24 protein-coding genes are annotated in these 25886 nt (G+C 68.3%); 3 read left to right on the forward strand and 21 right to left on the reverse strand.

Translation table 11 applies throughout. The features are described 5' to 3' along the window. Positions 1-25: 25 nt before the first annotated feature. From AB0K08_RS11225 to AB0K08_RS11240, 4 genes are all read right to left on the reverse strand, one after another. A complete protein-coding gene (locus tag AB0K08_RS11225) occupies positions 26-619 on the reverse strand; it encodes a hypothetical protein (RefSeq protein WP_363354418.1) in 594 nt (197 codons plus the stop codon). Further along, positions 616-2487, reverse strand: a complete 1872-nt coding sequence (locus AB0K08_RS11230; RefSeq protein ID WP_363354420.1) for an alpha/beta fold hydrolase — start codon at positions 2485-2487, stop codon at positions 616-618. Before AB0K08_RS11230 ends, AB0K08_RS11225 begins: the two co-directional genes overlap by 4 nt. Before the next feature lie 127 nt (positions 2488-2614). Continuing rightward, positions 2615-2824, reverse strand: coding sequence for a hypothetical protein (locus tag AB0K08_RS11235; protein WP_363354422.1), 210 nt, complete (start codon positions 2822-2824; stop codon positions 2615-2617). Positions 2825-2865: 41 nt separating this feature from the next. Beyond that, positions 2866-3075, reverse strand: coding sequence for a hypothetical protein (locus tag AB0K08_RS11240; protein WP_363354424.1), 210 nt, complete (start codon positions 3073-3075; stop codon positions 2866-2868). A 301-nt stretch (positions 3076-3376) separates the two neighbouring features. Here AB0K08_RS11240 and AB0K08_RS11245 point away from each other — a divergent pair, with 301 nt between their 5' ends. Next, positions 3377-4300, forward strand: a complete 924-nt coding sequence (locus tag AB0K08_RS11245; RefSeq protein WP_363354426.1) for a M23 family metallopeptidase — start codon at positions 3377-3379, stop codon at positions 4298-4300. A gap of 78 nt (positions 4301-4378) precedes the next feature. Here the strand turns inward: AB0K08_RS11245 and groL are convergent, their stop codons facing one another. From groL to AB0K08_RS11265, 4 genes are all read right to left on the reverse strand, one after another. Next, positions 4379-5974, reverse strand: coding sequence for a chaperonin GroEL (gene groL, locus AB0K08_RS11250; RefSeq protein ID WP_363354428.1), 1596 nt, complete (start codon positions 5972-5974; stop codon positions 4379-4381). 144 nt (positions 5975-6118) lie between these two features. Further along, complete coding sequence (groES, locus tag AB0K08_RS11255) at positions 6119-6415, reverse strand: co-chaperone GroES (RefSeq protein WP_309811306.1); 297 nt, start codon at positions 6413-6415, stop codon at positions 6119-6121. A 207-nt stretch (positions 6416-6622) separates the two neighbouring features. Beyond that, entirely contained in the window at positions 6623-7282 is a 660-nt protein-coding gene (locus AB0K08_RS11260) for a hypothetical protein (protein ID WP_363354430.1), read from the reverse strand. 8 nt (positions 7283-7290) lie between these two features. Then, positions 7291-7821 carry a hypothetical protein gene (locus AB0K08_RS11265; RefSeq protein ID WP_363354432.1) on the reverse strand — a complete coding sequence of 177 codons (531 nt, stop codon included), beginning with the start codon at positions 7819-7821 and terminating at the stop codon, positions 7291-7293. A gap of 22 nt (positions 7822-7843) precedes the next feature. Here AB0K08_RS11265 and AB0K08_RS11270 point away from each other — a divergent pair, with 22 nt between their 5' ends. Further along, entirely contained in the window at positions 7844-9220 is a 1377-nt protein-coding gene (locus AB0K08_RS11270) for an SAM-dependent methyltransferase (RefSeq protein WP_363354434.1), read from the forward strand. Between the two features lie 144 nt (positions 9221-9364). Here AB0K08_RS11270 and AB0K08_RS11275 read toward each other — a convergent pair whose 3' ends face one another. The 8 genes from AB0K08_RS11275 to AB0K08_RS11310 all read right to left on the reverse strand — a co-directional run bounded on the left by AB0K08_RS11275 (position 9365) and on the right by AB0K08_RS11310 (position 17347). Further along, positions 9365-10312 carry a hypothetical protein gene (locus tag AB0K08_RS11275; protein ID WP_363354436.1) on the reverse strand — a complete coding sequence of 316 codons (948 nt, stop codon included), beginning with the start codon at positions 10310-10312 and terminating at the stop codon, positions 9365-9367. A gap of 417 nt (positions 10313-10729) precedes the next feature. Next, a complete protein-coding gene (locus AB0K08_RS11280) occupies positions 10730-11485 on the reverse strand; it encodes an ATP-binding cassette domain-containing protein (RefSeq protein WP_363354438.1) in 756 nt (251 codons plus the stop codon). Next, the gene (locus AB0K08_RS11285) at positions 11482-12600 is read right to left on the reverse strand and encodes an iron chelate uptake ABC transporter family permease subunit (protein ID WP_363354440.1); all 1119 of its coding nucleotides are present in this window, start codon (positions 12598-12600) and stop codon (positions 11482-11484) included. Before AB0K08_RS11285 ends, AB0K08_RS11280 begins: the two co-directional genes overlap by 4 nt. Further along, positions 12593-13579, reverse strand: a complete 987-nt coding sequence (locus AB0K08_RS11290; RefSeq protein WP_363354630.1) for an iron chelate uptake ABC transporter family permease subunit — start codon at positions 13577-13579, stop codon at positions 12593-12595. The genes AB0K08_RS11285 and AB0K08_RS11290 overlap by 8 nt, the downstream gene beginning before the upstream one ends. A 161-nt stretch (positions 13580-13740) precedes the next feature. After that, the gene (locus AB0K08_RS11295; RefSeq protein ID WP_363354442.1) at positions 13741-14775 is read right to left on the reverse strand and encodes an ABC transporter substrate-binding protein; all 1035 of its coding nucleotides are present in this window, start codon (positions 14773-14775) and stop codon (positions 13741-13743) included. 159 nt (positions 14776-14934) lie between these two features. Beyond that, positions 14935-16749 (reverse strand): glycoside hydrolase family 3 N-terminal domain-containing protein, encoded by a 1815-nt coding sequence (locus tag AB0K08_RS11300; RefSeq protein ID WP_363354444.1) that lies wholly within the window; start codon positions 16747-16749, stop codon positions 14935-14937. A 33-nt stretch (positions 16750-16782) separates the two neighbouring features. Beyond that, the gene (locus AB0K08_RS11305) at positions 16783-17130 is read right to left on the reverse strand and encodes a type II toxin-antitoxin system PemK/MazF family toxin (protein WP_363354446.1); all 348 of its coding nucleotides are present in this window, start codon (positions 17128-17130) and stop codon (positions 16783-16785) included. Continuing rightward, entirely contained in the window at positions 17120-17347 is a 228-nt protein-coding gene (locus tag AB0K08_RS11310) for a hypothetical protein (protein ID WP_363354448.1), read from the reverse strand. The genes AB0K08_RS11305 and AB0K08_RS11310 overlap by 11 nt, the downstream gene beginning before the upstream one ends. A gap of 85 nt (positions 17348-17432) precedes the next feature. Between AB0K08_RS11310 and AB0K08_RS11315 the strand changes: the two genes are divergently transcribed. After that, a complete protein-coding gene (locus AB0K08_RS11315) occupies positions 17433-18623 on the forward strand; it encodes a glutamate--cysteine ligase (protein WP_363354450.1) in 1191 nt (396 codons plus the stop codon). Positions 18624-18746: 123 nt separating this feature from the next. On the opposite strand, the gene AB0K08_RS11320 is transcribed toward AB0K08_RS11315, so the two are convergent. The 5 genes from AB0K08_RS11320 to AB0K08_RS11340 form a co-directional block, all read right to left on the reverse strand. Then, positions 18747-20096 (reverse strand): hypothetical protein, encoded by a 1350-nt coding sequence (locus tag AB0K08_RS11320; protein ID WP_363354452.1) that lies wholly within the window; start codon positions 20094-20096, stop codon positions 18747-18749. Beyond that, the gene (locus AB0K08_RS11325) at positions 20077-21447 is read right to left on the reverse strand and encodes a hypothetical protein (RefSeq protein WP_363354454.1); all 1371 of its coding nucleotides are present in this window, start codon (positions 21445-21447) and stop codon (positions 20077-20079) included. Before AB0K08_RS11325 ends, AB0K08_RS11320 begins: the two co-directional genes overlap by 20 nt. A gap of 9 nt (positions 21448-21456) precedes the next feature. After that, positions 21457-21987 (reverse strand): DUF6507 family protein, encoded by a 531-nt coding sequence (locus tag AB0K08_RS11330; RefSeq protein ID WP_363354456.1) that lies wholly within the window; start codon positions 21985-21987, stop codon positions 21457-21459. Between the two features lie 1679 nt (positions 21988-23666). Continuing rightward, positions 23667-25229, reverse strand: coding sequence for a hypothetical protein (locus AB0K08_RS11335; protein ID WP_363354458.1), 1563 nt, complete (start codon positions 25227-25229; stop codon positions 23667-23669). A 2-nt stretch (positions 25230-25231) separates the two neighbouring features. Further along, positions 25232-25696: a hypothetical protein gene (locus AB0K08_RS11340; RefSeq protein WP_363354460.1), complete on the reverse strand. Its 465-nt coding sequence runs from the start codon at positions 25694-25696 to the stop codon at positions 25232-25234. Positions 25697-25886 lie beyond the last annotated feature (190 nt).

The following is a 25886-nucleotide window of genomic DNA, read 5'->3' on the forward strand; positions in this document are numbered from 1 at the left end:
CGTCCCGCCCTCGGGGCCCCGTGGCTCAGTAGCTGTACAGCGACTTCGCGGCGTCGAACGGCTCCGTCATCGAGACGAAGACCGGGCGGGGGTCCTCCGACTCGTCGTAGCCCGAGGACTCCACGATGGCGAACTGGAAGTCAGTCACCGCCGCGCCGGGATGGTCTTCCCGGATCTGCCGGCGGATGAACTCCGTCATCAGCTGATACTCGGGATAGGTGCTGACGTGCCCGCCACTGGGTTCGGAGACCCTGGTCATGAGACTGCTGCAGATGTCGAAGACCGCCTTTCCCGTCCGGCGGCTCGCAAACCAGAGTGCATGGCGGAGTTGACGGGGGACCACGAGGTCGACCTCCTGCCAGAGCTGGGTCTCCCCCTCAGCAGTCCGCACCCGATAGGTGTAGTGGTAGTCCTTGGTTGCCGGATAGGGGGCGAAGAACTTCCAGTTCGGGATGGAGGAGAAGACATCCCACCGTCCGCGCGGCCGGTTGAAATTGGCATGCGGATGCTGGGAGGCCAACGTCAGGAGCGTCGCACCGGCCACCACCAGGCGGGGTAGCAGCCCCTCCTCCTGGATGCTCCTGCGAACCGGTTCCATCAGGCCGTGCATCGCGTTCATGACGCCACCACCTTCGAAGTCGTCAGTTCCCGCGTGAACTCCACCACGTGGCCCACCACCCTCTCCGCGACCTTGCTGTCGCTGAGCATCGAGTCATGGTTGGCGTGGACGAGGATCCGGTACTCACGATCCCGCCTGGACTCGATCTCACTGCCCGGCACCAGTTCCCCGTACAGGATGCCCTGCTCGGGGAAGCTGTTCAGGGTGTCGTCGGCGGCGATGAGGAGCGCGGGGACATCCGGCACCTCCAAAGTACCGTCGAAGGACAGCATCTCCTCGTAGACCGCGTGCCATTCCCGCAGCGCCGCCTCCCAGAGTCGGGAATCCGTGTAGTGCGCCAGGTGGCGCTCCTGATAGTTGTGGGGGAAGGAGTTGACCCACTGCGGCCGTTTCATCAGGAAGCCCGTGCCCCACCGCAGGTAGCGGACCATCTGCTGCAGCGAGTCCGTCATCTTCTCGGCGCCTTCGCGCTGCTGCGCCGAACGGCTGAGTTCAGCGGGGTGGGTCGGGTCCAGGTAGACGACGGCCTGGACCTTCGAGGAGCCCAGCCGCAGCGCCAGACGTCGCATGAGCTCGCCGCCCAGCGAGTGTCCCAACAGCACCACCTTCTGGTCCTCGGCGACCGTCTCGGCCACCAGATCCTCCAGGTCGTCGAGAGCCTCGTCCAGGGTGAATTGCTCCGTCGCGTGGCGCAGGCTGGCCCCATATCCGGGGCGGCTGGCCATCACGACCCGTTTGCCGTGGTTGTAGGCCAGGCTTTCCGTGATCCAGGCGAAGTGCTCCGCCGTCGCCGCCATGGCCGGGGTGAAGAGGTACACCGGCTCGGAGGCATCCCCGCGGGGCCCGCCCCATTCATACCGGTACGTGTTCCCCCGCCGGGTGGTCATCGAGACCGTATGCGGCCAGCCCTCCATCACGATCTTCCGACGGTTGGCCTTCACCAGTGCGGCGTAGACACCGACCCCGATCGCTCCCAGCGCCAGGAGCGGCAGCACCGAGTCGTCCCGCTCCCGCCCCACCGGCTGGTCCTTGGGCACCGTGACATAGGCCAGGGCCGGATACATCGCGGGGAATGCCAGCAGGAACCGGCCCAATCCCATCAGGACGGCGTTGACCCCGTGGAACCCCAACCCGGCGATCAAGAACGGCCTCGTCAACCGGCCTCCCGTCACGAGGACCACGGGGAACAGCGCCTCGAAGACCAGGGCGAGCTGGGTCACGGCCCGGGCAAGCCTCGGAGACCGCTGGGTCCAGCGGAAGAAGGGTTCAGAGCCGTACGTCTTGGTCCGCATGATCCCGGCGAGGGCGCTGCCGTCACGCCACAGCGGACCGGCCATCTTGACCCAGCCGGACAATCCGTAGGCCATGCCGGTCTGGAGCGCGAGGCCCCAGAGGAACGTGTCCTTCGACCGAGGGGACGCGGAGAGCCGGGCCAGGCCGTTGAAGGTGTGGACCAGGGTCCCCACCTGGTCTGAGCCATCCGTGCCGAAGCGGTGCCTGGGGGTCAGGAGCGCATACGACACGGAGTTGTAGAGATTGAGCATGCCGCGGACGGTGGACCATGAGGAGGGCAGGGCCAGGAGACCTGCGCTGGCCACGAGCCGCCCGGCATGGATGCCCAGGGACACCCGCTTGCCGCTCAACCTCGAGACCACGGACCGCAGCACACGGTTGTCGATCTCACGCGCCTTCTTGATGCTGTCCCAATCGTTCAGGCCGCCGGGGTTCATGTGCCGGTGCTGCACCAGGTATTCCAGGGAGGAGATGGTGGTGGCGATCGAGACGATCCTCTCGGAGACCACCATCGCCTGGTCCCTGCCTATGCCGATGGGACGGAAGACCGATCTCAGCGCGTCGGAAACCTTCACCTGTCCTGCTTTCTCAGAGTGTGGATCCATCAGGGGGCCTGGTGCGCGCCGGAAGCCTCCGACGCGCACCAGGCGGACCGGAAGCGGACGGGTGTCCGGCTGCTCCCGGGAAATCAGCGTGAACCGACTAGCTGTCGGCCGTCACGGTGTAGGCGGCGATTCCGGCGGAGACGATGGCACCACCGGCAGCCGCACCCTTGGCAAAGGCCGCACCGAAGGCCACCAGGCCGGGTGTGGCGAGAACCGGGTTGATCCGTGCAGCGGAACTCGGTGCCACCACCCCGTGGGCCAGGTCATAGGAGGCCTGCTCGTTCATCACATCAGTTACGGTCTTCATGAATCGGGACCCTCTCGCAGTTCGGTGTCGATGTCGTTGGACTAGTCGCCGTTGGCCACGGTGAACAGTGCTGCGGCGGCCCCCACGACGGCGCCGAACCCGGCGACACCACCGGCGACCTTCCAGCACGTGGCCACCGCCACGGGGGCCGCGGCGGCAGGGGTACCGAGGACCGGAGCACCTGCGGTGGACATGGAACCGCCCTCGAAGTTGATGTCCTGCGCGTTCATGAACTCGGCTACAGAAGTCATTTTCACCAATATCCTGTTCTTTTCTCTGGGTGCCACGTGATTCGAAGACGATATTTGTTGGCGCGACAAAGTGGGAGCAGAAAATGATTTGGTGAGCCCCCTCCTCCAAACCCGCTACGCCTCAAAGCAAATTACCAACGGAATCAACTGTCATGGCGTGAACGATCTCACGGTAACAAGAACGCAGTAGCCGATTCCACAGCTTCTGCCGAAACCGGCCAAGTCTGGACAAAAGTACCGGCTCCGAGATTGGCCAAAAGTACCGGCTCCGTACCGGATCACGGTCGATAGGCTGGCCACCATGGTCACCCAGCACCGCCCCAGGCCTGACGACACGCCGCAGAGCACCGCCCGTGAACCCCTGTCGCTCCGGCGGGGAATCGCCCGGTGGCAGACCTGGTGGGTGCGCCTCTTCATCCTGACCGTGCTGGTCATGCCCTCCGTGCCCGTGCCCCGGACGTGGGCCATCGCCGCCATGCTGGCGCCCCTGCTGCTGTTCCTGGTCCGCCCGCCGGCGAGGAGGCCGGAGCCCCTCGGCCTGCACGCCCCCGTGCGTGGCCGGTGGGTGGCCTTCAACAGCCCCGGCTCACGGGTCCCCAGCCACCGGGTACGCGCCCACGGGCAGATGTACGCCGTCGACCTCTCCAGGGCGGACACCGAGGCACCCCAGAGCGTGGGCGGGTCCCTGCGCGGGCGCAGCCCGGCGGCCTACCCGAGCTTCGGGGCCCCTGTCGTGGCCATGGCCGCCGGAACGGTGGTCCACGTCACCGACCGCCACCGGGACCATCGGGCCCGAGACTCCTGGCCGGGGCTGATCTGGATGTTGACCCTCGAGGGCTTCTTCCGGCTGCTCGGCGGAGCCGACTACATCCTGGGCAACCGGGTGATCATCCGGCACGACGACGCGACGTTCTCGCTGTCCGGTCACCTGCGCCGGGCGTCGGTGACCGTCAGCGCCGGCGACCGCGTGGACGTCGGGCAGACCGTGGGACAGGTCGGCAACACCGGCAACTCCTCCGAACCACACCTCCACGTCCAGCTCATGGACCGGGCGCGGCCGGAGTCGGCGGCGGGGCTGCCCATGTGCTGGCACGGGGTGGACATCGACCCCGAACAGCTCAGCCTCCGCTGGGCCACCGGGTACGCCAGGCCCAGCGCCGTCCCCGGCTTCCCCGCGAACGGGCAGTATTTCGAGGCCGCCGACCCGGCGCACGACCCGGCCTGAATCCCGCCCAGACGCAAAGTGACCCCACCCCGTCACGACGACGGGGGTGGGGTCACTTTGTGCCTGGAGGAAGGAGGGCTACTTCTCGTCCTCGTCCTCGCGCTGGTCCGCGACCAGGGTCTCGGTGGTCAGCACCAGAGCCGCGATCGAGGCGGCGTTGAGCAGGGCGGAGCGGGTGACCTTGACGGGGTCGATGACGCCCTGGGCCAGCAGGTCGCCGTACTCGCCGGTCTTGGCGTTGAAGCCGAAGTTCGGCTCCAGCTCGGCCACGTGGGACGTGACCACGTAGCCGTCCTCGCCGGCGTTCTGGGCGATCCAGCGCAGCGGCTCCACGAGCGCCTTGCGGACGATGCCCACACCGAACACGGCGTCGCCGGACAGTGCCTTGACGGCCGCGTCCTCGTCCAGGGCGGTCAGGGCGTTGATCAGCGCGGTACCGCCGCCGGCCACGATGCCCTCTTCCAGAGCGGCACGGGTGGAGGACACTGCGTCCTCGATCCGGTGCTTGGACTCCTTCAGCTCCACCTCGGTGGCGGCGCCGACCTTGATGACGCCCACGCCGCCGGCCAGCTTGGCCAGGCGCTCCTGCAGCTTCTCGCGGTCCCAGTCGGAATCGGTGGCCTCGATCTCGGCCTTGATCTGCGCCACGCGGCCGTTCACCTCATCCGAGGAGCCTGCGCCCTCGACGATGGTGGTGTTGTCCTTGGTGACGGTCACGCGACGCGCGGTGCCGAGCACCTCGACGCCGACCTGGTCCAGCTTCATGCCGAGGTCCGGGGAGACCACCTGCGCACCGGTGAGGGTGGCGATGTCCTGCATCATGGCCTTGCGGCGGTCGCCGAAGCCCGGGGCCTTGACGGCCACGACGTTCAGGGTGCCGCGGATCTTGTTGACCACGAGGGTGGACAGGGCCTCGCCCTCGATGTCCTCGGCGATGATGAACAGCGGCTTGTTGGCCTGCAGGACCTTCTCCAGCAGCGGCAGGAACTCCTGCACGTTGGAGATCTTGCCGGAGTTCAGCAGGATGTACGGATCCTCGAGGACGGCCTCCTGACGCTCCGCGTCGGTGACCATGTACGGGGACAGGTAGCCCTTGTCGAACTGCATGCCCTCGGTGATGACCAGCTCGGTGGAGGTGGTCGAGGACTCCTCGATGGTGATGACGCCGTCCGTGCCGACGGTGTCGAAGGCGCGGGCCAGCAGCTCGCCGATCTCGTCCGACTGGGCGGAGATGGCGGCCACGTTGGAGACCTGGTTGCCGGAGACGTCCACGGCGTTGGCGGCCAGGCGGGCGTCGATGGCGGCCACGGCGGCCTCGATGCCCCGCTTGATCTCGTTCGGGGCGGCACCGGCGGCCACCTGGCGCATGCCCTCGTTCACGAGGGCCTGGGCCAGCACGGTGGCGGTGGTGGTGCCGTCGCCGGCCACGTCGTTGGTCTTGGTGGCCACTTCCTTGGCCAGCTGGGCGCCCATGTTCTCGTACGGGTCGTCCAGCTCGATGTCACGGGCGATGGTCACGCCGTCGTTGGTGATGGTCGGGGCGCCCCAGGACTTGTCCAGGACCACGTTGCGGCCCTTGGGGCCCAGGGTGACCTTGACGGTGTCGGCCAACTTGTCGATACCGGCCTGGAGGGCGCGTCGCGCCTCATCGTTGAAGGCAAGCTGCTTCGCCATGAACGAAGCTCCTTTCGTAAAGGATCTGAAGGATCAGAAGGATCAGAAGAAGGGTGGGTGGACGCGTTCGGGCCCGGCCGGCCGAGTGCCCGGCCGGGCCCGAACGCGTCAGCCGGACCCCCGTGGCGGGGGTCCGGCGGAAGATCACTTGGTGACGATGGCCAGCACGTCGCGGGCCGAGAGCACGAGGTACTCCTCGCCGCCGACCTTGACCTCGGTGCCGCCGTACTTGGAGTACAGCACCACGTCGCCCTCGGCCACGTCGACCGGGACGCGGTTGCCGTTGTCGTCGACACGGCCGGCGCCGACGGCCACGACCTGGCCCTCCTGCGGCTTCTCCTTGGCGGTGTCCGGGATCACCAGGCCGGAAGCGGTGGTCTGCTCGGCTTCCAGCGGACGGACAACAATACGATCCTCAAGGGGCTTGATGGAGACAGACACGTCTGTACTCTCCTTCGTTTCGGGTGGGCCGGGCCCGTGGAGACGGGCCGGCCGGCGTTATGGATGGTGTTGTGCGCCGGAGGCTGGCCAACCGTCGTCGCGGGTGCCGGATGGCAGGTCCTTCAGGCTTAGCACCCGGTGCCCCGGAGTGCCAGAAATGACTCTATGCGGGCTTTAGCACTCGGTCAAGACGAGTGCCAAGGGGCGTCACGGACTCAGGTGGGGCCATACGGCCGCCAGCAGAGACAGTACGACGACGGCCGCACCGGCCGCGTAGGGCCACCAGAATCCAGTGACGGTTCCGGCGACACCGGCGTTTTCGACCTCGTGAGGGTCGAGCTCGCCCGGAAGTATGGCAGAACACAGCACCACCACGGAGTACAGGCCGATCAAGGCCACCAGCAGGCCGAAGTACATGTCGCCGACCCACTCGGTGTTCTCGATGCTCAGGTCTGCGAAGCCGGCGAACTCGCGAGTCCCGTTCCGCCAGACGCCCACGGGCCAGTAGTGACCGATGAGGCCCACGAGCATGAAGGCCGTCACCGCGATGCCGAGCCCCATGCCCACGGTGGCCAGCAGGCGCCGCCTCGGGGGGATCGGGCGCCCGGGCCAACCGACCCATGCCACCAGGTAGAAGAGGAAACCGGCGATCGCCGGCGACATCACCAGGAGCGATCCCGCCGTGAGTCCGATCCATTGACCGCTGGTCAGCGCTGCGGCCCCTGCATGGGCATCGGCCAAGCCGGTGACGCTGAGCAGGGTGCGGACGAACCAGCCTCCCCAGATCAACGTGTAGCTGAGGTAGACCACCAATCCGGCGACCGCCCAGAGGAACCGTCTCTTCAGGAAGCGCACGTAGGACGGCACGGTGGCCGTCAGGCGTTTCGCCGGGCCCGGAAGATCCCGACGGCGGCCACGCACAGTCCCGCGAACGCGGCGCCGAGCGCGATCAGCGGCCCGGCGAGGGGGACCCAGACCACGTCCCGGCGGATGGCGTCCGCCGTCTCGGAGTTGGAGAGCATGTCCCCTCCCCCGAGCGTGAAGGTGCCGGCCACGAACACCTGGGCGATCACCGTGATGATCAGCAGCAGCGCCGCCACCACGCCCACCGCCATGGAGGCGTACAGCAGGATCTTGCACCACAGCGGCGCGGACGCCGCCTGTCGGGAGGCGCGGGACCCACGCCCGACGTCGGCCCGGCCCGCACCCGGGGCGAGGTCACCGGGGTGGTGGGGGCCGTCGTCGTACCCGTCCTGCCGGTCCCCCGTGTCCGGGCGGGCCTCCTCGAAGCGCCCGAAGAAGTCGAATCCCGGCTCGCCGTCCCCGTCCTGGTCCGGGTCCAGGTGGTCCTGGTGGCGGCGCGCGGAATCGGGCAACGGCTGGCGCGGGGCGGGACGGCTAGGCATGCTTCCAGCGTACCGTTGAGCCGTGGCCACTTCCTCTCCCGTTCCCTCTTCAGCCGCCGCATCCACGCAGGACGACACGGCGCTCGCCCCGGTGCTCACGCCCGGGGGCTGGCGGCTGCTGAACGCGGTGGGCGCCTCACTGGGGGCTGCGGGGTACCGGGAGTCCGAGGCCTTGGCCCTGTCCACCCGACTGCGGGCCGAGGGCCACGCGCCCGAGCTGGTCTCCGCCGTGCTGACCCAGCTGAAGTTCCGGACCCAGGCCGCTGCCAAGCTCGGACCCTTCGCCGCGAACATGCTGTTCACCCGGGCGGGCCTGGAGCAGGCCACCCGGATGAACGTGGCGGCCCTGCACGCCGGGCGGTTCGCGTCCGCGGGGGTGCGCAGCGTGGCCGATCTGGGCTGCGGGATCGGCGCGGACGCCATGGCCCTGGCCGCCCTGGACCTGCAGGTCACGGCCGTGGAACGGGACGAGACCGTGGCCGCCGCCGCCACCATCAACCTCATGCCGTTCCCGAACGCCACGGTGGTGGGCGCGGACGCCGTCCAGTGGCTGGCCGCGATGGACGGCGCGCCGGGTGCGGCTGGCGATGCGGCTGGCAGTGCGTCGGGCGCGGCTGGCGAGGCCCGGCCCGAGGGGTTCTGGCTGGATCCGGCGCGGCGCATGGTGTCCTCCTCCGGCTCCGCCCGGGTGTTCGACCCGGAGGCCTTCTCCCCGCCCCTGTCCTTCGTGGAGCGGCTGGCCGAGACCGGGGCGCCGGTGGGCGTCAAGCTCGGACCGGCGCTGCCCCACGCCTCCGTCCCCGCCGGCTGTGAGGCCCAGTGGGTCTCCGTGGCGGGTTCCCTGACTGAGGCGGTGCTGTGGTTCAACGCCCTGGCGCGCCCGAGGGTCCGCCGCTCGGCGCTGGTGCTCGGCGGCGGGGAGGCGGGGCCGGCCGAGCTGTCCTCCGCCGCGGACTTCGGCGACTCCCCGACCGTCGACGTGGCCGGGGTCCAGGGACTGACCGGATACCTCTACGAGCCGGACCCCGCCGTGATCCGGGCCGGGCTGGTGGCGGACCTCATTGATCGGGAGTTCTCCGGTTCCGGCGGGCGGCTGCTGGACGAGCACATCGCGTACTTCTGCGCAGACTCGGCACGGGACTCGCGGTTCGCCACGGGTTACCGAGTGCTGGACGTGATGCCGTACAAGGTCAAGGGACTGCGGCGCTGGGTGAAGGAGACGGGCGTGACGCGGCTGGACATCAAGAAGCGGGGCGTGGACGTCACGCCGGAGGAGCTGCGGCGGCTGCTGATGTCCGGTCAGGGCAAGTCGGGCAAGGGCTCCGGACGCCACACCACCCTGGTGCTGACCCGGATCGGCGAGGACCGCGTGGCGGTGGAGGTCGAGCCCCTCCCCTGAGCCACACCCCCAGACACACGCCCGAGTTCTGGTCGGGAGTTACTGTGGCCGTAGTTTCGAGAACGGCACAGCAACTCCCCACTCGATGTGAGGACAGCCGAGAGCTCTGCGCGTACCCAACCTCGCGGGTCAGTACAACGTGCGTCAGCCGTGCTGGCGTGAGGCGAAGGCGAGGCGCAGGTTCTCCCTGAACTCGGCCCAACCCGTATCGGTGAAGACCTTCTTCGTCACCCTGATCACGATCCAGCCGTCGCGCTGCATACGCAGATCACGTTGGATGTCCCGATCCCACTGATCGGCGTCGCTCCGGTGGTGTTCCCCTTCATACTGGAGGCAGATCTTGAGTTCGGCCCAGACCAGATCGGGCGATATCCTCTCTCCGCTGGTCAGCACCACCTCGGGGTTCACCGGAGGCTCGGGATAACCCGCCTGGACGACCCTCACCCGTAGCCGGCTCTCCTGGGCCGAATGAGATCCGCTGCGTAGCCAGGTGAGGGCCTCCCGTGCACGGCCCAGCCCCCTGAATCCCGGACGGTTGGAGATGGCGTCCCCCATGGCCTGGATGGAGGAGATGGGGTGCACGCCGGGATTCCTCTGAGCTGCGGGCCCGTCCTCGCTCTGCAGCAGACTGTCTCCGGCTGCCACGAGGTCGTCGAATTCCATGCCTGTCGCAGCCAACTCGACCCACGTCCAGGATGGCCCGGTGACCCGTACACCCTGGTAGCGCTTGATGGTCGCGTGGACGGGCAGCACGTGGCCCTTGACCTGCAGACGCCGTGGCGGCCCCCCGGCCTGCGGCGCCTTGGAGAGGTGGACAGGATGACCTCCCGTGGTGCCTGCCGGCAACCAGATCCCCCACAATGCGGCCGCTGTCTCGTGGGAGAACACCCCCATGGGATGAATGTGCTGCAAAGCCACCAGGTGCTCCAGGAAATCGACCTCGTGGTCACGGCGCTGGCGGACTCCCCGGCTGACCACCCGGAGTTCGGGATGACGTAGGTGGTGGGGCGTGAGCCCGCCGGCCAGCTCCTGCTGGGTGGAGAAGCAAGTCGTGGGGAGGGCATCGGGCAGCGGGCGTTTACGAGGCGGCATGATCCCACCCTGTCCGGACGACGGTCAGCATGGTGGCCTCCCGCCGTGGATTCTGGGCAGAGGGCGCGATGTGGTCGCCTGTGGAGTACAGGCCAGCAGTGCACACGTGCAGTGCAAGCCTGCAGTGCACACGTGCAGTGCCCACATGCGGTGCTCATCCCTGGGCCGAGGCGGTTGCCGGCCGGGGCGGTTGCCGGGGGCGGACCCCTCCATGAAATTCTCCTGGGGAGATGTGGTGGCGATTCACCGCCTATTGGCACCACAACTCCCGAGCAGAAATCAGGACGGCAACTGACCAGCCACGGTGCGGGGTCTGCGCAGGGCCTCGTGAGTGGTCTGATCGTGCGGCGATTCACCCAGTGACCGCCACGGGAACTGACCACTCACCGGAGGGGGGGCTCAGTAGGAAGGGGGGGCTCAGTAGTACGCGGCCAGCCGGCAGTCGGGGCCGTCGATCACGCGCACGGGCGTGGAGAACACCCGCGAGAGCACCTCGTCCGTGATGATCTCCTCGGGGCGGCCGAACTCGGTGACCTGGCCGTCGTTCATGGCGAGGATCCAGTCGGCGTAGCGGGAGGCGAAGTTGATGTCATGCAGCACGATCACCACGGTCCGGCCCAGCTCGTCGGCGGCGCGGCGCAGCTGCTTCATCATCTGCACGGAGTGCTGCATGTCCAGGTTGTTCAGCGGCTCATCCAGCAGCACGTAGTCGGTGTTCTGCGCCAGCACCATGGCCACGTAGGCACGCTGCCGCTGACCGCCGGAGAGCTGGTCCAGGTACCGGTTCTCCAGCGCCCCGAGGTTCAGGAAGTCGATCGCCTCGTTGATGTAGCCCTCGTCCTCGGCCGTCAGCCGCCCGCGCGAGTACGGGAAGCGCCCGAAGCCCACGAGCTGGCGCACCGTCAGGCGGGTGACGAAGTGGTTCTCCTGGCGCAGGATGGACAGGATCTTGGCGACGGCCTTGGACGGGGTGTTCACGATGTCCTGCCCGGCCACCTCGATCCGCCCGGCGTCCACCTTGAGCAGCCGCCCGATCATGGTCAGGATGGTGGACTTGCCGGCCCCGTTCGGCCCCACTAGGGCGGTGATGCCCCCCTGTGGCAGCTGCACGGAGACGGGCCCGATCTGGACCTCGTCGCCATAGGATTTCTGGACGCCGTCGAGCGTGATCACAGCCGGCCCTTTCGCAGGATGACGAGGAGGAAGACGAGCCCGCCCACCAGTTCGATGATGATGGTCACGGCCCCCTCCGCATAGAAGATGTTCCGCAGCACGAAGTACGCCCCGGACAGGATGGTGTAGCCGATCAGGACCGCCACGGGCAGGATCAGCCGGTGGTCGTAGGTGTCCGTGAACTGGTAGGCCAGCGTGGCCACCAGGAAGCCGAGGAAGGTCATGGGGCCCACCAGGGAGGTGGTCATCGCCATCAGCACGGACACCAGGGTCAGCACGATCATGATCTCGCGCTTGTGGTTCAGCCCGAGGTTGTTGGTGGCGTCCGCGCCCAGCGCCAGCACGTTCATCCGCCGCGCGCGGATGAACAGCACCCCGGCGCAGACCAGCGCGATCGGGATGACATAGGGCAAGTACTCGGTCTGGGCGTTGGAGATGTTGCCGAACAGCCGGGCGGTCAGCACGTCGAACTCGTTGGGGTCCAGCACGCGCTGCATGAAGGTGGACAGCGCCCCGAGCCCGCCGCCGAGCACCACTCCCACGAGCAGCATGATGTGGATGTTGCCGAAGCGCCCGGACAGCAGCCACGAGTACAGCAGCACGGCGAAGACCACCATGAGCCCGGCCTGCAGCGCGAACTGGCCCAGCCCCACCACCATGGTCACGCCGGCCACGCCGAAGAAGAACACGGCGGCGGTCTGCACCAGCGTGTACAGGGATTCGAAGCCCATGATGGAGGGCGTGATGATGCGGTTGTTCGTGGCGGTTTGGAAGCTCACGGTGGCCACGGCCTGGCAGAGCGCGACCACGGCCATCACCACTACCGACTCCACGCGCATCCTGGCGATGATCCAGAAGCCCTCGGAACCCGGCGGCATGGGGTTGTCCCACGCGAGGTTGCCGTAGGTGGTCAGCGCGGCGAGCACCAGCAGCCCGCCCACCAGCCACAGGTAGCGGTTGCGGTGCCTGCGCTCGGCGAACGGCCCGGACTGGCGCCGCGCCGGCTGGTCGCCTCGCCCTGCTCGCCGGGGACCACCGGAGGGCACGACGTCGGCCGGGGCCTTGGCCTGCCCCGCACCCGGGTGCCCGGTACGTTCCAGCGTGGTGTCAGACATGCTTGCGCCTCCGGACGAGCAGGGCGATGAAGACGACGGCGCCGACCACGCCGAGGATCAGGGACACGGGGACCTCGAAGGGCATGATGACGGTGCGCCCGATGATGTCGCACACCGTGACCACCGCGATCCCCACGAGGCAGACCCACGGCAGGTTGGTGCGCAGGTTGTCCCCGCGGAACATGGACACCACGTTGGGCACGATCAGCCCGAGGAACGGCAGGGACCCGATCACCACGGTGACCACGCCGGTGACGATCGCGATCATGGAGACCCCGGTCAGCAGGACCACCGTGTAGTTCAGGCCGATGTTGGTGGCGATGTCCTTGCCCAGTCCGGCCACGGTGAAGCGGTCGGCCAGCAGGAAGATGAGGACACCGATGACCAGCACGATGAACAGCAGCTCGTACCGGCCGCGCACCACCCCGGTGAAGGAGCCCGCGAACCAGATGCCCAGCTGCTGGAGCATGTCGGTCTGCAGAGCCAGGTAGGTGGAGAAGGCCCCCACCACGGCTCCGAGCATGATGCCGATGACGGGCACGATCAGCGAGGACTTCAGGGTCACCCGCTGCAGGAACGCGAAGAACACCATGGTGCCCACGAACGCGAAGAGCACGGAGCCGACCATCCGGTCGAAGACCGAGGCGTGCGGCACCACGAGCATGGTCACCAGCAGGCCGAGCCCGGCCCACTCGGTGGTGCCCGTGGTGGTCGGCTCCACGAACCGGTTCTGCGTCATCAGCTGCATGACCAGACCCGCCATGGCCATGGTGGCCCCGGCCAGCACCAGGGCGATGGTCCGCGGCACCCGGGTGATGAAGAACATCTCCCAGCCGCCCTCGCCGCCCGTGATGTCATAGACCCCCACGAACAGCGAGGTGACCACCAGCCCGAACACCACCACGACACCGATCAGCAGCGGCCAGACGGTCCGCCAGCGGGACGACTGCACCGCCCGTCCGGAGACGGCCGGGGGCAGGCCCTCATGACCGCCCGGGTGGACGGTCTGGTAGTCGGATCCCAGCGGAGCCGTCTGGGCCTCCGGGTTCCGGTGTTCGTATGATGCGGTCACGGTGATTCCTGACGGGGCCGCCGTGCTGGACGGCGGCCCCCGTTGGTGCAATGGTGGAGCGCCGGGGATCAGGCGCCGAAGGCCTCGGCGAGCTCGTTGAGGAAGGTGGTGTAGTTCTGGATGTCCTCGTGCACGTAGAAGTCCTCGGGCAGGTAGACGATGTTGCCCTCCTTGACGGCGGTGACGTCCTTCAGGGCCTCGGAGTTCTCGATCAGCTCGGCGGCGGGCTGGTAGCCCTCCTCATCCGAGGCGGACACGGCGGCGTCGCGGTCCATCACCAGCAGCCAGTCCGGGTTCGCCGCGGCGATGGCCTCCACCGAGATGTCATCGCCCTGGTGGTTGGAGGAGCCCTCACGCTCCAGCGCCGGGGTCAGCTCGAGCATGTCGAACACCGGGCCGATGGCGCGGCCGGTGGACGGAGCGGCGTAGGACAGGTCCCCGCCGGTGGCGATCAGCCCGACGACGCTCTGCTCCGGGTCGTAGGCGCCCTGGGCGTCCTCGATGGCGGCGTCGAAGTCGGAGACCAGGGTCTCGGCGGCGGCCTGCTGGCCGAAGACCTCGCCGAGCAGGCTGGTCAGCCGGCGCAGCTCGCCGTCCAGGGGCTCGCCCTCCACCACGTTGGTGTCCACGAACGCGGCCTCACCGATCAACGGCTTGATCTCGTCGACCATGCCGGAGAAGCGCTGGCCGTTCAGGACCAGGTCCGGCTGTGCCTCCACGAAGCCCTCCATGTTGGGCTCGCGGTGGCTGCCCAGGTCCAGGATCGAGTCATCGGAGGGGTAGTCCACGGTGTCCTCGTTCATGAGACCCAGCGGTGCCGCGGTCAGCTCCACGCCCCAGTCCTCGAGGGTGCGGAAGATGCGGTTGTCCGTGGCGATCACGGCATCGGCCGAGGCGATGCTCACGTCCGTGCCGGCCATGTCCGTCACGTCCACCGGGAAGGACTGCGCCTCGGCGCTGGCCGATCCGCCGGCCGCGCTGGCCGAGGCGGAGGCGGGGGCGGTCTCACCGGTGGTGCCGGCTTCGGCGCCGCAGGCGGTCAGGGCGAGGGCCGCCGTGGTGACGAGGGCGGCCAGGCCGAGGCGTCGCTTGGTGGTCTGCATGCGAGTGGTACTCCTTGGGGAAGTGCAACAAGTGACAGTGCGCAGGGCCGTGCAGGACTCATCCGCAGCCCCTCCGCTGTTTGGTAAGCCTTACCTTAGACGAATACGCCAGTCGGATGGTCGCTTATTTCGGTATTGCGTCGAAACGTGACGCACGCCTCAGCAACCGGTGCCGGCCGGCCACTCCCCCACGGACACCGGCAACGCCCCGGGCGCCTCGGCCTCGCCGGTCAACACGTCCACCAACGCCTCGAATGCCCCCGGGGTCCGGCCGTACAGCGCCACCAGGGCGCCGTCGTCGGGCGCGGTGGATCCCGCCAGGCCGAAGGGGGCGTCCAGGGCGACCACCACGTCCCCCCGGCCCGGCTCGCGGGCCCCGCCCAGCAGGGCGACCTCGGGACCGGAGCCGAGGCTCAGCCCGGCCGCCTCGGCCGCGGAGGCCAGTCGCGCCCGGTCCTTCGCCGCCCCGCCGGTGATCTGCAGCGAGTCCTGGACGAGCGGCGCACCGCAGATCCCCTCCACCACGGTGATGGCCGCGGCGGACACCGCGCGGGAGGTCTCCGCGGGGTCTTCACCGGCGGGCACGACGCCGGCCGCGGCCTTCTCCTCCTGGCTCGCCTGCTCGAGGGCCTCGGCCACATGATCGCGCCACATCAGAAGGGTGACCACCCGTTCGGCGGCCTCGGTGAGTCGCTCGTCCGGCACCTCGCCGGAGTCCACCGCTTCCACGATCGCGTCCCGCGCGCCGGCCAGGTCCGAGGGCATCAGCAACAGGTCGGCCCCGGCCGCGAGCGCCTTCACGGGGGCCTCGTGGGCGCCGTAGCGCTCCACCAGGGCGCCCATGTTCAGGGCGTCGGTGACCACCACCCCGTTGTACGCTCCCCCGGCGGCGGCCGCCGCGTCGGCGGGATCGGCCGGCAACGCGAGCCCGCGCAGCGCCTCGTAGGCGGCCGGGGACACCGAGGACGGCACCTCCGGTTCCAACGCCGGCACCACGATGTGCCCCATCATGACCATCGGCGTGTACTGTCCGCCGCCCAGCAGCTCCCTGAACGGCTGCCAGTCCCGTGCCTCCAGCTCGTCCACCGAGGCCTCCTGCACGGGGGCGGTGACGTGGGAGTCGGCGGTGACGGAGCCGTGGCCCGGGAAGTGCTTGGGGGCCGGCAGCATCCCGGCGTCCAGCAGGCCGCGCGTGCCCGCACTCCCGAGCGTGGAGACCGCGGTGGGGTCCGAGGAGAAGGAGCGCGCCCCGATGGCCGGGTCGTCCGTCCCGATCGTGACGTCCACGCTGGGGGCGAAGTCCAGGGTGAAGCCGAGCTCCGCCAGCTGGCCCCCCATGGCCGCGTGTCCGGCGCGGGCCAGCTCGGCGACTTGATCCTCACCGGCGCCTCCTGCGGCGATGGCCCCGTAGCTCATCGGGGTCGACCACTCCACGAGTGGCTCCTGGACGCGCGCCACCAGCCCGCCCTCCTGGTCCACGGAGACGATCCCGGTCCAGTCCCGCCCGGCGGACAGGGCCTGCTGCGTCTCGTCCAGCCGGGCGGCGAGCGCCTCCACGTCCGCCGTGCCGTCCGCGGCCAGGGGCACGGCGTCCCCCATGGCGATCACCCCGCCGAGGTTCAGCTGCCGGATCGAGGCCGGGTCGGTCCCGGCCGCGCCGAGCTGGCCCACCAGGACCTGCCCGGCCTGCTCGGCGGTGTCCATCCCGGCCACGGCCTCGGCGGCGGCCTCCTCGGTGTCCACCGAGGGGCCTCCCAGGGCCAGCTCCAGCTCGCTCGGCTCGGGCTCCACGCCGACAGACCCTTCGGACCCCGGCCCGGCACCCCCGGTGCCGTCCGTGCCGGAGCCGGGGGCCGGCGTCGTGCCTCCGCCGTTCTCGGGCCCCGCGGTACAGGAGGTCAGCGCCAGCGCCGCTGCCAGAAGGGCGGCCATGGACACGGCGGCGGGCAGGTGCAGGCGGGAGGAGATCTTCACCCGTCCATCGTAGGGAGATCCGGCGGCGTCGGGTCAGGGCAGTGCGAGGAAGTCCCGGAGCCAGCCGTCGACATCGCGCATCGTCGCCGCGTCGACGCTGCCGGCCATCTCGACGAGACGCTCGCGGGTGACCGTTCGGGGCTGTTCCGTCATCGCGAACGTCGGGAGGGCCAGAGAGAGATCCTCCCCCCTCAACGCCACGTGATTCGGCCAACCTCGGTCGGTGGTGGTGGCCGGGACGATGATGGCGAGTGTGTCAGCCTGCTCGAGGTAGAGGTCGCTGGCGATCACGAGCACGGGTCGGCGGACGGCTTGCTCACGTCCGCGGACGGGGTCGAGTTCGGCCCACGCGACCATCCCCCGCCGCAGGTCACCGATCATCTGGCCCGTCCCCCAAGGCCACGTCCCAGTCCCGGAATTCATCCCAGTACTCCTGGTCAGCGCCGCGGAACGCGCGGCCGAAGGACTCCATCCGCCGACGCCGCTCATACCCGTCCAGCAATCCCTCGATCAGCCCGGCCGCGGTCACCCCTCGATCCTGCGCATCACGATTGATGCGGTCGCGGAGCTCTGCCGATACCTTGATCGTCGTAGCCATGCCGATAGTATACCAATCGGTATATACTCGCGTCTACGCTCCGTCCTGCACGGGCGTCACGCCCGGTACTTCTAGGATGGACCCCATGACTCTTCCCTTCGCGCGGTCCGAGCAGTCCACCCTGGGCCTGGAATGGGAACTGGCCCTGGTGGACGCCTCGGACGCCACGCTGCAGCCGGTCGCAGACCGGGTGCTCACGGAGGTGGCGGACGCCGCGGAGCTGCACCTGGGCCAGGAGCACCCGCACATCAAGCCGGAGCTGCTGCTGAACACCGTGGAGCTGGTCACGGACGTGTGCCACACGGTCTCCGAGGGGATCGGCCAGCTGCGGGACTCCGCCCGGACGGTCCGGCAGGTCACGGACCCCATGGGCGTGGAACTGTACTGCCAGGGCTCGCACCCTTTCGCGGAGCCCACCGATGAGGCCGTCACCCCAGCGGATCGATACGGCAAGATGATCGACCGCACCCAGTGGTGGGGCCGGCAGATGCTGATCTACGGGGTGCACGTGCATGTGGGACTGGATGACGTGCGCAAGGCGATGCCCGTGGTGGACGGCCTGGTCAACTACGTGCCACACTTCCTGGCACTGTCCGCCTCCAGCCCGTTCTGGGCCGGCGTGGACACCGGTTACCAGTCCCAGCGCACCCTGATGTTCCAGCAGCTGCCCACCGCCGGGCTGCCGTTCCAGTTTCCTGAGTGGTCCGGCTTCGAGCAGTGTGTGGCGGACCTGACCAAGACCGGCGTGATCGACGACGTCACGGAGTGCCGTTGGGACGTGCGCGCCGTGCCCCGGCTCGGCACCGTGGAGATGCGGGTGTGCGACGGCGTGGCCACCCTCGAGGAGATGGGCTCGATCGCGGCCCTGACCCAGTGTCTGGTGCAGGATTTCTCGGACGTACTGGAGGCCGGCGGCACCATTCCCACCATGCCGCCGTGGCACGTGCAGGAGAACAAGTGGCGGGCCGCCCGCTACGGCCAGGACGCCATCATCATCCTGGACGCTGCCGGCGAGGAGACCCTGGTGTCCGAGCATCTGCGCGCCGAGCTGGACCGGCTGGCACCGGTGGCCGAGCGCCTGGGCTGCTCGGCCGAGTTGGCCGGGGTGGAGGACATCCTGGCCGGCGGCGGCGCGGCCGCGCACCAGCGGCGGGTGGCTGAGGCGGTGGCGGCAGCCGCTCTGGCGGGCTCGGGCCCGGGGCACGACGCCGGTGCTCCCCTGCGCGCGGTCGTCGCCGATGCGGTGGCCCGGACACGGGTCTCGATCGGGGGTTAGGGTCGCCCGCCCCGCCACTCCCCGCCCCGCCACTCCCGATCACGGCCGCGCTACACGTCGAGACTCGCCGATGAAGTCGACAGTTGTCGCTCTCGTGATCGGGGTGGAGGTCAGGTCCCGGGTTCAGGCTGGGCCACGGGCGGCAGCCGCCGGGCGCATCGGTCCGGAGCATCGGGCCATGAGCGCGGTGAACAGGGAGGAGGTCGGCGTGGGGACCAGCCGCACACCATCCCCTCCCTCTCCCTCCGGACGCAGCACCACGTGGTTTCCGGTGGGGCCACCGCTGAGGGCCACGAGAGGTGGGTGGCCGTCCGTCCTCAGAGTCCACAGCGTCCAGTGGCCGGCCCAGAGGTCCTGCCAGGCGTCGGCGCCGTCCGCCGGAGATCCCCCGTGGGCACGCAGCCCTGCGGGCAGGGGCAGACTCGGATCCAGCGCACGCCGCACCAGGCTCTCCCAGGAGACGGAGTCCGGGGTCAGCTGCCGAGAGCCCGAGGGCTCCAGCCCGGCCGCACGGACCACCATCTCAGCGGACCGCTCCACCGGGTACAGGCCCAGCAGGACGACCCCGTCGCCGGCGGCCCGGCTCTCTGCAGTGTCGCCCCCTGCGGGGACGAGCACCACCACGAGCCCGCCCTGACGGGCCAGCGTCAGGACGGTGCGCGATCCGAACGCATCCGTGATCGTCAGGGAAGATGTCTGCTCGGGGTCCTGGAGGATGGTGGCGGCCTGGGCGGCCCGCTCAGAGAGCCTGCCCCCCTCCGGATCTGCCAGGCCGGCGTCGACCACCGGACGTGCTGTCTCCCGGTCAAGGCGGCCCCAGGCACGGTTCGGGTCTGTTCCGCGCAGGGTGTCAACGACCGATGACGCCACGGGTACCAGCCCGGTGCCCTGCCACCGGTCCGGAAGGCCACCCGCCGGGACAGAGGCCGCGTCGGACGGCCCGCCTGTCCCGGCGGACGCCCCCTCCCCACCCAGCGGTTCGTACTGCAGTCCGAAGCTCTCCTGGCGCGTGGGTGTCCCTGCCGGAAGCCGGGGTGTGAAGTCCCGGGGAAGGTCCGTGGCCAGTCCGTCAAGGACCGGCTCGAGCAGCAGGAGATCGGTGAGATCGCAGGTGGCCGTGGCCTCCAGGACCGGATCACTGTGCTCCGGGTCAGGCGCGGGGTCTCCAGCAGGCCAGAGGAGCCAGCGGATCTCGGCCACGGCGCGACCACTGCGGCTGCGGCTGAGTCGCAGGAACCGCAGTCCGGTCCAGGCGCCGCCGCGCCAACGGTCCCTCCCCACAGCCAGCCCCTCCAGGACGGAACCGGCCCGGGGATCGGGCGCGGCCACCGGTGAGGTCCCGGGGACCCGCTGCGAGACCATGAATGTCGGGTTCCCACGCCCCTCCACGTTCAGCGGAAGGGCCACCAGGTCGGCACCCGCCAGAGACGCCGGCATCCAGCCGGACGGCACCTTAATCGACGACGAACTCACCAGTCTCCTCGTTGTAGGCGTCCTCCATCTCATCGATGGTCCACGTCTCCTTGCCGACCTCGGTGACGACGAATTCCGTGACGCCGGTACCGACCTCGGTGATCAGGAAGCCCACCACCGTGCCGCCCGGCCCGAACACGGTGGTCAGCACCACGGTGCCGGCGCTGAGTCCGATGTTCACCCCGTCGACGATGAGGTTCTGGCCCGAGTACTTGCTCACCAGGGACTGGTAGTCCTCCTCGGAGAGCATGGGGGCGCTCGAACTGAGCTCACTCTCGTACCGGCGGATGTCGAACCCGGTCCCCACGAGGGAGACGATGGCCGCGGCCCAGCCGGCGATGACGGACTTGCCGATGGTCAGGTCCGTCAAGTCGCCGATCTTGCCCAGCCCCTGGCCGACGGCGAACTCCGCGATGGTCTGGACCCCCTCCGGGAAGGGCAGTTCCGTGTTCTGGAGCTCCTCGTCATCGGCCAGGAGCGCCAGGATGAGGGCGTTGACATTCGGGTCCATCGGGGAACCGGAACGGACCATCTCCCCGTCCGGGCCCACCACCCAGTCCACGCCGTTCGGGTCGGTGAAATCGGATGGCAGGCCTCCGTACAGCTCCCAGGCCTGCTCGGCGATGCGTTCCAGGTCCTGGGCGTCCAGGTGCCCGAACATGTGGCTGTCCTTCAGTGCCTGCAGCAGCTCTTCCTCACTGCCGTACTGGGTCAGCGCCTCCGGCCGGTGGGAGAACTCGAGGGCGCTCATCTCCGCCAGGTCGATGCCCTGGATCGCGGCCAGGTAGACCTCCCTGGCCTCCCCGACGGTGTTCGTGACCCCGAAGGCCCGGTCTGCATAGGGGATGCGTTCCAGGTGGAGGTCGTTGGCGACTGTGTTCTCGTCCTTGCCGTACTTCTCTTCGAATTCCTTCGTGGACAGCGCACTCTTGTCATTCAGGAACGCCTGGTATCGGTCCTCGAACCCGCTGGCCCAGGTGTCGTTGACGACCTTGTCACTCTCCAACGCGCCGTTGTCCACCTGTTCGGCGTAGGTCTCGTGGGCCGTCTGGACCACGGCGCCCACGTCGGTCAGGGCGATCGCCGGCCCCACCAGGTCGTTCATGGCGCTGTGGACGATCTCGGCGTCTACGGCCTGATAACAGTCTTCGAAGCGGCGCCAGGTGTCGAAGAGCGTCTCGAAGCGTTCTCGAGTCGCGCCGAGGTCGGAGGCGATGTCCTGTGCCGGCCCCACTCCGCGCTGAGCACCGGGATTGATCGGGGTCCAGGGCGCGAGCATGTTCCAGGCGCCCTCACGCTGGTGATAGGAGGGCAGAACCACATGGAAGGTGGTGGATTCGTGCTTTCCCATGCGCCGGGCCTACTTTCCGTCAGGGGCCGAGCCCCAATGGTGATCTGAGGCGAATTCATAGGGATTGGGGACTGCCGTGCCCTCGGTCAGGGGCTCGGTCTCGTCGTAACCGCCCTCGAATGCCGGGTCCGCCGGGGAGTCCACGTATCCGGTCGCCGGATGTCCCGGGGTGTACTCCGTCTCGGTGAAGATCTGCGGCATCTCGTCTTGCTTGTTCTGGGACCGATGTGCCATCTCCGCGTCGCCGGAGAGATAGTAGTTGATGACCTCCTGCATGGAGTTGATCCGGTGCTCCACCTTGGCGATCATGTCATCCACGTGGTCCAGCAGCTTGGTGCCGATCCGGTCCGTCAGGGCTCCGTCCAGCTGACCACTGACCCGCTCCACCTCATTGTTCTCCGCCGGACCGTTCAGGCTGGACCGGAGGTCCTCCAGGTGTTCCGGGACACGGTCGACGTCCGATCGCAGGTCCGCCAGCTGGCCGTAGAGGTCGTTGACGATCGTCTGGCAGGCGTCGACGTCGATCCAGTAGTCGGTCATGGAGCAGAGGCCCTCCCTTTGTCTCGTCTGTCGAGCCAGTCTCGTCTGTCTCGTCCGGCGCGTGCCCTTCACCCTATGTCGGGTGTCCCGGAATCTCGATGGGGACAACTCCCCATGCCAGTACCATCACGGCACCAGTAGACGTCGGGAATCGCCGGGAACTGACAGTTATCGGTGCCGTGATCGGGTGCCGATCGGGGATTGAGGTGTGTCGCCTGGTCCGGTCCGGGACCCTTCTCCATCCGCTGAGACAGAACGTTCCAGTGAATCCAGAGTCGGCTGGTCCAGGACCTTCGAGATGAGGTCGTGGAAGAGATCGGACGTGGGTCGTTCAACCAGTCGAATCCGGCCCGGGTCCCCTCGGTCTCCCATCAGCACGTAGTTTCCGCACGGCCCGGCAGTCAGAACCCGCATCGTGACAGGTGCAACCCCGTGGTCGTCAGGCTGCCCCACCGGATCGGCCGCCGTGCGCGACATCTGTTGCAATCGCCACACGGTCCAGGACGAGGCCCACAACGATCTCCACGTCTCGTCAGCGGCGAGGTCGGCAGGCAGGGGCGTCAACGGGTCCCGCAGTCGCTCCAGGAACACCTGGCGAGAGAGCCCGTTGACGGTCAGCCGTTTCGTGTCCGAAGCCCCGATCCCCACGGCCCGGACGACCAGCTCAGCCAGGTCCTCAGCACGGACCACCGACATTCCGACCCGACCTGCCGAACCGTTGCCCGCGGCTGGACCGGGCGGTTCAGCCACAGACCAGTCCGGAACCTCCGCCACCGCCAGCTGAGGAGCCAGCCACGCCTTCAGTCCCACCCGGTCACCGTCAGATCCACTAATCACCAGTTGCAGCTCGGCATGACTGGTCTGAAGGGTTCGAGCCACGAGCCCACCGCTGCAACTGAGAACCGGCGATCCGGTGGCGGATGCCGCCAGATCAGCCTGTACCAGAGCCTCCCCCAGGCGGGCGGGTATATGTGTGCCGGATCCCGCAGCCGCCAAGGCTTCGAGGACCCCGGCCTCAAGGGGCCGCCATCTGAATCCGGTCCACGGCGCGGGGGCAGTGGCCGGAGTACCCCGGCTGGCAGTGCCTGCCGGATCCGGCCGGCTGATCGGGCCACCGGTCACGCGCTGGCCGTCGGCTGGAGAACGAGCGATCTGCGACCGCCACCCCCGCGGTAGGTCATGGACCTTGGCGTCCATCAGGGGGACCATCAGGGGAGACCAGGCAACGGCACAGCTGCCCTGTACATCCACTTCTGGTACATCCGTATCCGTGGTGACGCGACGGTCGTCCTCGAGATTCCACAACAGCCACCTCAGGTGCATCAGGGCCAGGTCCCCCGGCCCCCGGATGATCTTGCTGAGGCGCAGTCCGAACCAATGCCGGCCGACCCATCGGTCCTTGGCCAACGGGATCCCCCGCAGGAGGATTCGTTCCGGTGAGGCGAGGTGCGCTCCGGGGTCCGCCGCGTAGTCCACTGTGGGGGACCCGGCCTCCGGCTCCGGACCATCCACCCACCGCCGGACCACGATGGACGGGATCACGGTGCCGGCGCCCAAAGTCGGTGCCCGCCAGAGGTCGGCCCCGGGGATTGCATCGAGCCTCCAGTGCAGCGTCCCCGGATCCCGTCTCTGCTCCGGCACAACGGATGCCCGGCCGGCGGCCTTCTCAGCCCGCCATGTCACCTGTCGTTGCCGTCGTCGGACGGGACCGTGACCGTCATCGGGCCAGTGTCCGCTACCCCGGCGGCTGGGGCGCCGGGGTCCACTTCGACGACCTCGATCCCCTGGGCCGGGCCGGAGGCCGGCTCCACCACGTTGTACTTCGCCCGGGCCGCCTCGGCGTATTCCTCCGGCGTCATCTCCTTCTTGATTTCGTCGTACTCAATGGTCCTGTACATCCTCCGCTCACTCTGGGTGTCGTCATAGAGATGGTCCACCACCGTGCCGATGACCTCCCCGGTTCCCTTGTCCACGACGTAGGCGATGATGTAGGAGGTTCCGTAGGTCGGTGCCGCAGCGGCAGTCGCCGCCGCACCGATGCCCACCGAGGCCACCGTCTGGGCTCCCGCCTTGGTCCATTCCCGGTCGTGGTAGAGGTCCTCCAGGTACACGACGTCGTCATCAGACATCAGCAGGTATTTTGACCGTTCGGCGTTGGTGGCGTTGAGGGTGGCGTCGTTGACCTTGGGCACCAGGGCCACGGTCTGCAGCACGGTCAGGCCTACCCCTGACACGGTCCCGGCCACGCCGGGGATCTGGTCGCCGTAGGCACCCGCCGCTCCGAATCCCAGTTCCTCGAGGCTGGCTGTCACCGGATTGCCATCGGCATCCTCACCGAGGACCGGCTCGATGGCGGACAGTTCTGGGTCATCCGCCATGGCCTGCAGGATCGCCGATTCCAAATACGGGTCCATGGGGCTGCCGCTGCGCACCATGGTCCCGTCCTCGGTCATGACCCACCGCCGGCCTTCGTCGTCCTGGAAGTCGTAGGGAAGGTTGTTGTAGTCGATATCCTCGGACAGCCGCAGGACGTCGTTGTAGTCGAGCTGGCCGCCGAAAGCGGCACTGTTGGCCAGGACATACTGGAGTTCCTCCGAGGAGTCCACGACATTGAGCCCAGCGTCCCGTGTGGTGAACGCGGATTCTGCCAGTTTCTCGATGTCAATGGCTTTGAGGGAGTCCTTGAGCGTCTCCTGATGCATGGAGAACTCCTCCTGCAGGTCCTCGCCCCGCCGCTTCACCCCATCACGCAACCGGACATAGTCAGCGAAGAGGTTCGGGCCGGATGGCAGGTCCGGTACGTCCACTCCGGCGTTGTCCAGCTCGTAGGCGTTTCGGGTCTCGAACGGCAGGCTCTGGTACTGGGTATACGCCTCGACCACCGATTGGGCGTCGGTCAGATAGTCGATTCGCCGAGGTGAATAGCCGTCCACGTAATCGGCCCACGAGTTCAGGGCCATGGCGATCAGGTCGCCGGCCGTTCGCAAAGCGCCCAGTTTGAAGGGGACGTCTTTGAGTGCGGTCAGGGCCACCTCGGTATCCGCCGTGTCGTAGGAATGCTCCAATGCGGTCCACTGGGCGAAGACGGGGTGGATGTCGTCATAGGTGCCCTGCAGCAGTCGCTGGATGTTGCTGGCATGACCGCGGATCTCTGCAGTGTCAGGCGACGAGGAGGGGTATGGGCACAGGTTCATGAAGAACTGGGTGCTTTGCCCGGGGACCGTGGTGGTCTTCAGTTCCATGATCAGTCCTCCGGAGAGATCGAGAACGGGCTGGTCGAGGGATTGTTGGGACCGTCGCCCGTGTTGTCCGGGTCAGGCCCTTCCGGTGATCCCACGGTCGGCTCCTCATTGCCGTAGTAGATGTAGCCACCGTCGTGGACGACTTCACCGTTCTGGGTCACTTCCGGCGCAGTGAGGACTTCAACGCTCCTGCCACCCGTGCTGGCCGACATCTCCATGAGGTGGTCGCCCTCCAGGAAGTAGTTGACGGCGATCTCGAAGCGGTCCACGTTCTCATTGATCGTCGTCGTGATCCCCCGAAAGGCCGGGGAGAGTTGGTCTTCCCACAGGGTGTCCTCGGCCTTTCCGAGCTGGTCCACGTGTGAGGTGGCATGGCCGCCATCCGCGGTGATGGAACCAACGCACGATTGGACACCCGCCCAGACGGCACCCATCACCTCCATGAAGTGCTCGTTGCTGCCGTCCATGGTGTCTCGGCACGACTGGATCACCGATTGGCACCCACTGACGTCGACTGCGTAGTCAGGCATTCTCCCCCACTCTTACCCCGCCCCATTGGACCAGCACGAACATCCGAGAAGGACTCAATGAATATTGACCTATCCCTTGCACGGTACTGCCGCAGTGATCGTCCGGCGATGGGGAGTTCTCCCCATC

The organism is Citricoccus sp. NPDC055426 (assembly GCF_040677445.1).
GTDB lineage: Bacteria > Actinomycetota > Actinomycetes > Actinomycetales > Micrococcaceae > Citricoccus.

Bases quoted from the DNA above. Each gene is read 5' to 3' on its own strand.
- AB0K08_RS11225 (WP_363354418.1), bottom strand. From the start codon at position 619: ATGAACGCGATGCACGGCCTGATGGAACCGGTTCGCAGGAGCATCCAG.
- AB0K08_RS11235 (WP_363354422.1), bottom strand. From the start codon at position 2,824: ATGAAGACCGTAACTGATGTGATGAACGAGCAGGCCTCCTATGACCTG.
- AB0K08_RS11240 (WP_363354424.1), bottom strand. From the start codon at position 3,075: ATGACTTCTGTAGCCGAGTTCATGAACGCGCAGGACATCAACTTCGAG.
- AB0K08_RS11245 (WP_363354426.1), top strand. From the start codon at position 3,377: ATGGTCACCCAGCACCGCCCCAGGCCTGACGACACGCCGCAGAGCACC.
- groL (WP_363354428.1), bottom strand. From the start codon at position 5,974: ATGGCGAAGCAGCTTGCCTTCAACGATGAGGCGCGACGCGCCCTCCAG.
- AB0K08_RS11265 (WP_363354432.1), bottom strand. From the start codon at position 7,821: ATGCCTAGCCGTCCCGCCCCGCGCCAGCCGTTGCCCGATTCCGCGCGC.
- AB0K08_RS11275 (WP_363354436.1), bottom strand. From the start codon at position 10,312: ATGCCGCCTCGTAAACGCCCGCTGCCCGATGCCCTCCCCACGACTTGC.
- AB0K08_RS11285 (WP_363354440.1), bottom strand. From the start codon at position 12,600: ATGTCTGACACCACGCTGGAACGTACCGGGCACCCGGGTGCGGGGCAG.
- AB0K08_RS11295 (WP_363354442.1), bottom strand. From the start codon at position 14,775: ATGCAGACCACCAAGCGACGCCTCGGCCTGGCCGCCCTCGTCACCACG.
- AB0K08_RS11305 (WP_363354446.1), bottom strand. From the start codon at position 17,130: ATGATCGGTGACCTGCGGCGGGGGATGGTCGCGTGGGCCGAACTCGAC.
- AB0K08_RS11310 (WP_363354448.1), bottom strand. From the start codon at position 17,347: ATGGCTACGACGATCAAGGTATCGGCAGAGCTCCGCGACCGCATCAAT.
- AB0K08_RS11315 (WP_363354450.1), top strand. From the start codon at position 17,433: ATGACTCTTCCCTTCGCGCGGTCCGAGCAGTCCACCCTGGGCCTGGAA.
- AB0K08_RS11325 (WP_363354454.1), bottom strand. From the start codon at position 21,447: ATGGGAAAGCACGAATCCACCACCTTCCATGTGGTTCTGCCCTCCTAT.
- AB0K08_RS11330 (WP_363354456.1), bottom strand. From the start codon at position 21,987: ATGACCGACTACTGGATCGACGTCGACGCCTGCCAGACGATCGTCAAC.
- AB0K08_RS11335 (WP_363354458.1), bottom strand. From the start codon at position 25,229: ATGGAACTGAAGACCACCACGGTCCCCGGGCAAAGCACCCAGTTCTTC.
- AB0K08_RS11340 (WP_363354460.1), bottom strand. From the start codon at position 25,696: ATGGACGGCAGCAACGAGCACTTCATGGAGGTGATGGGTGCCGTCTGG.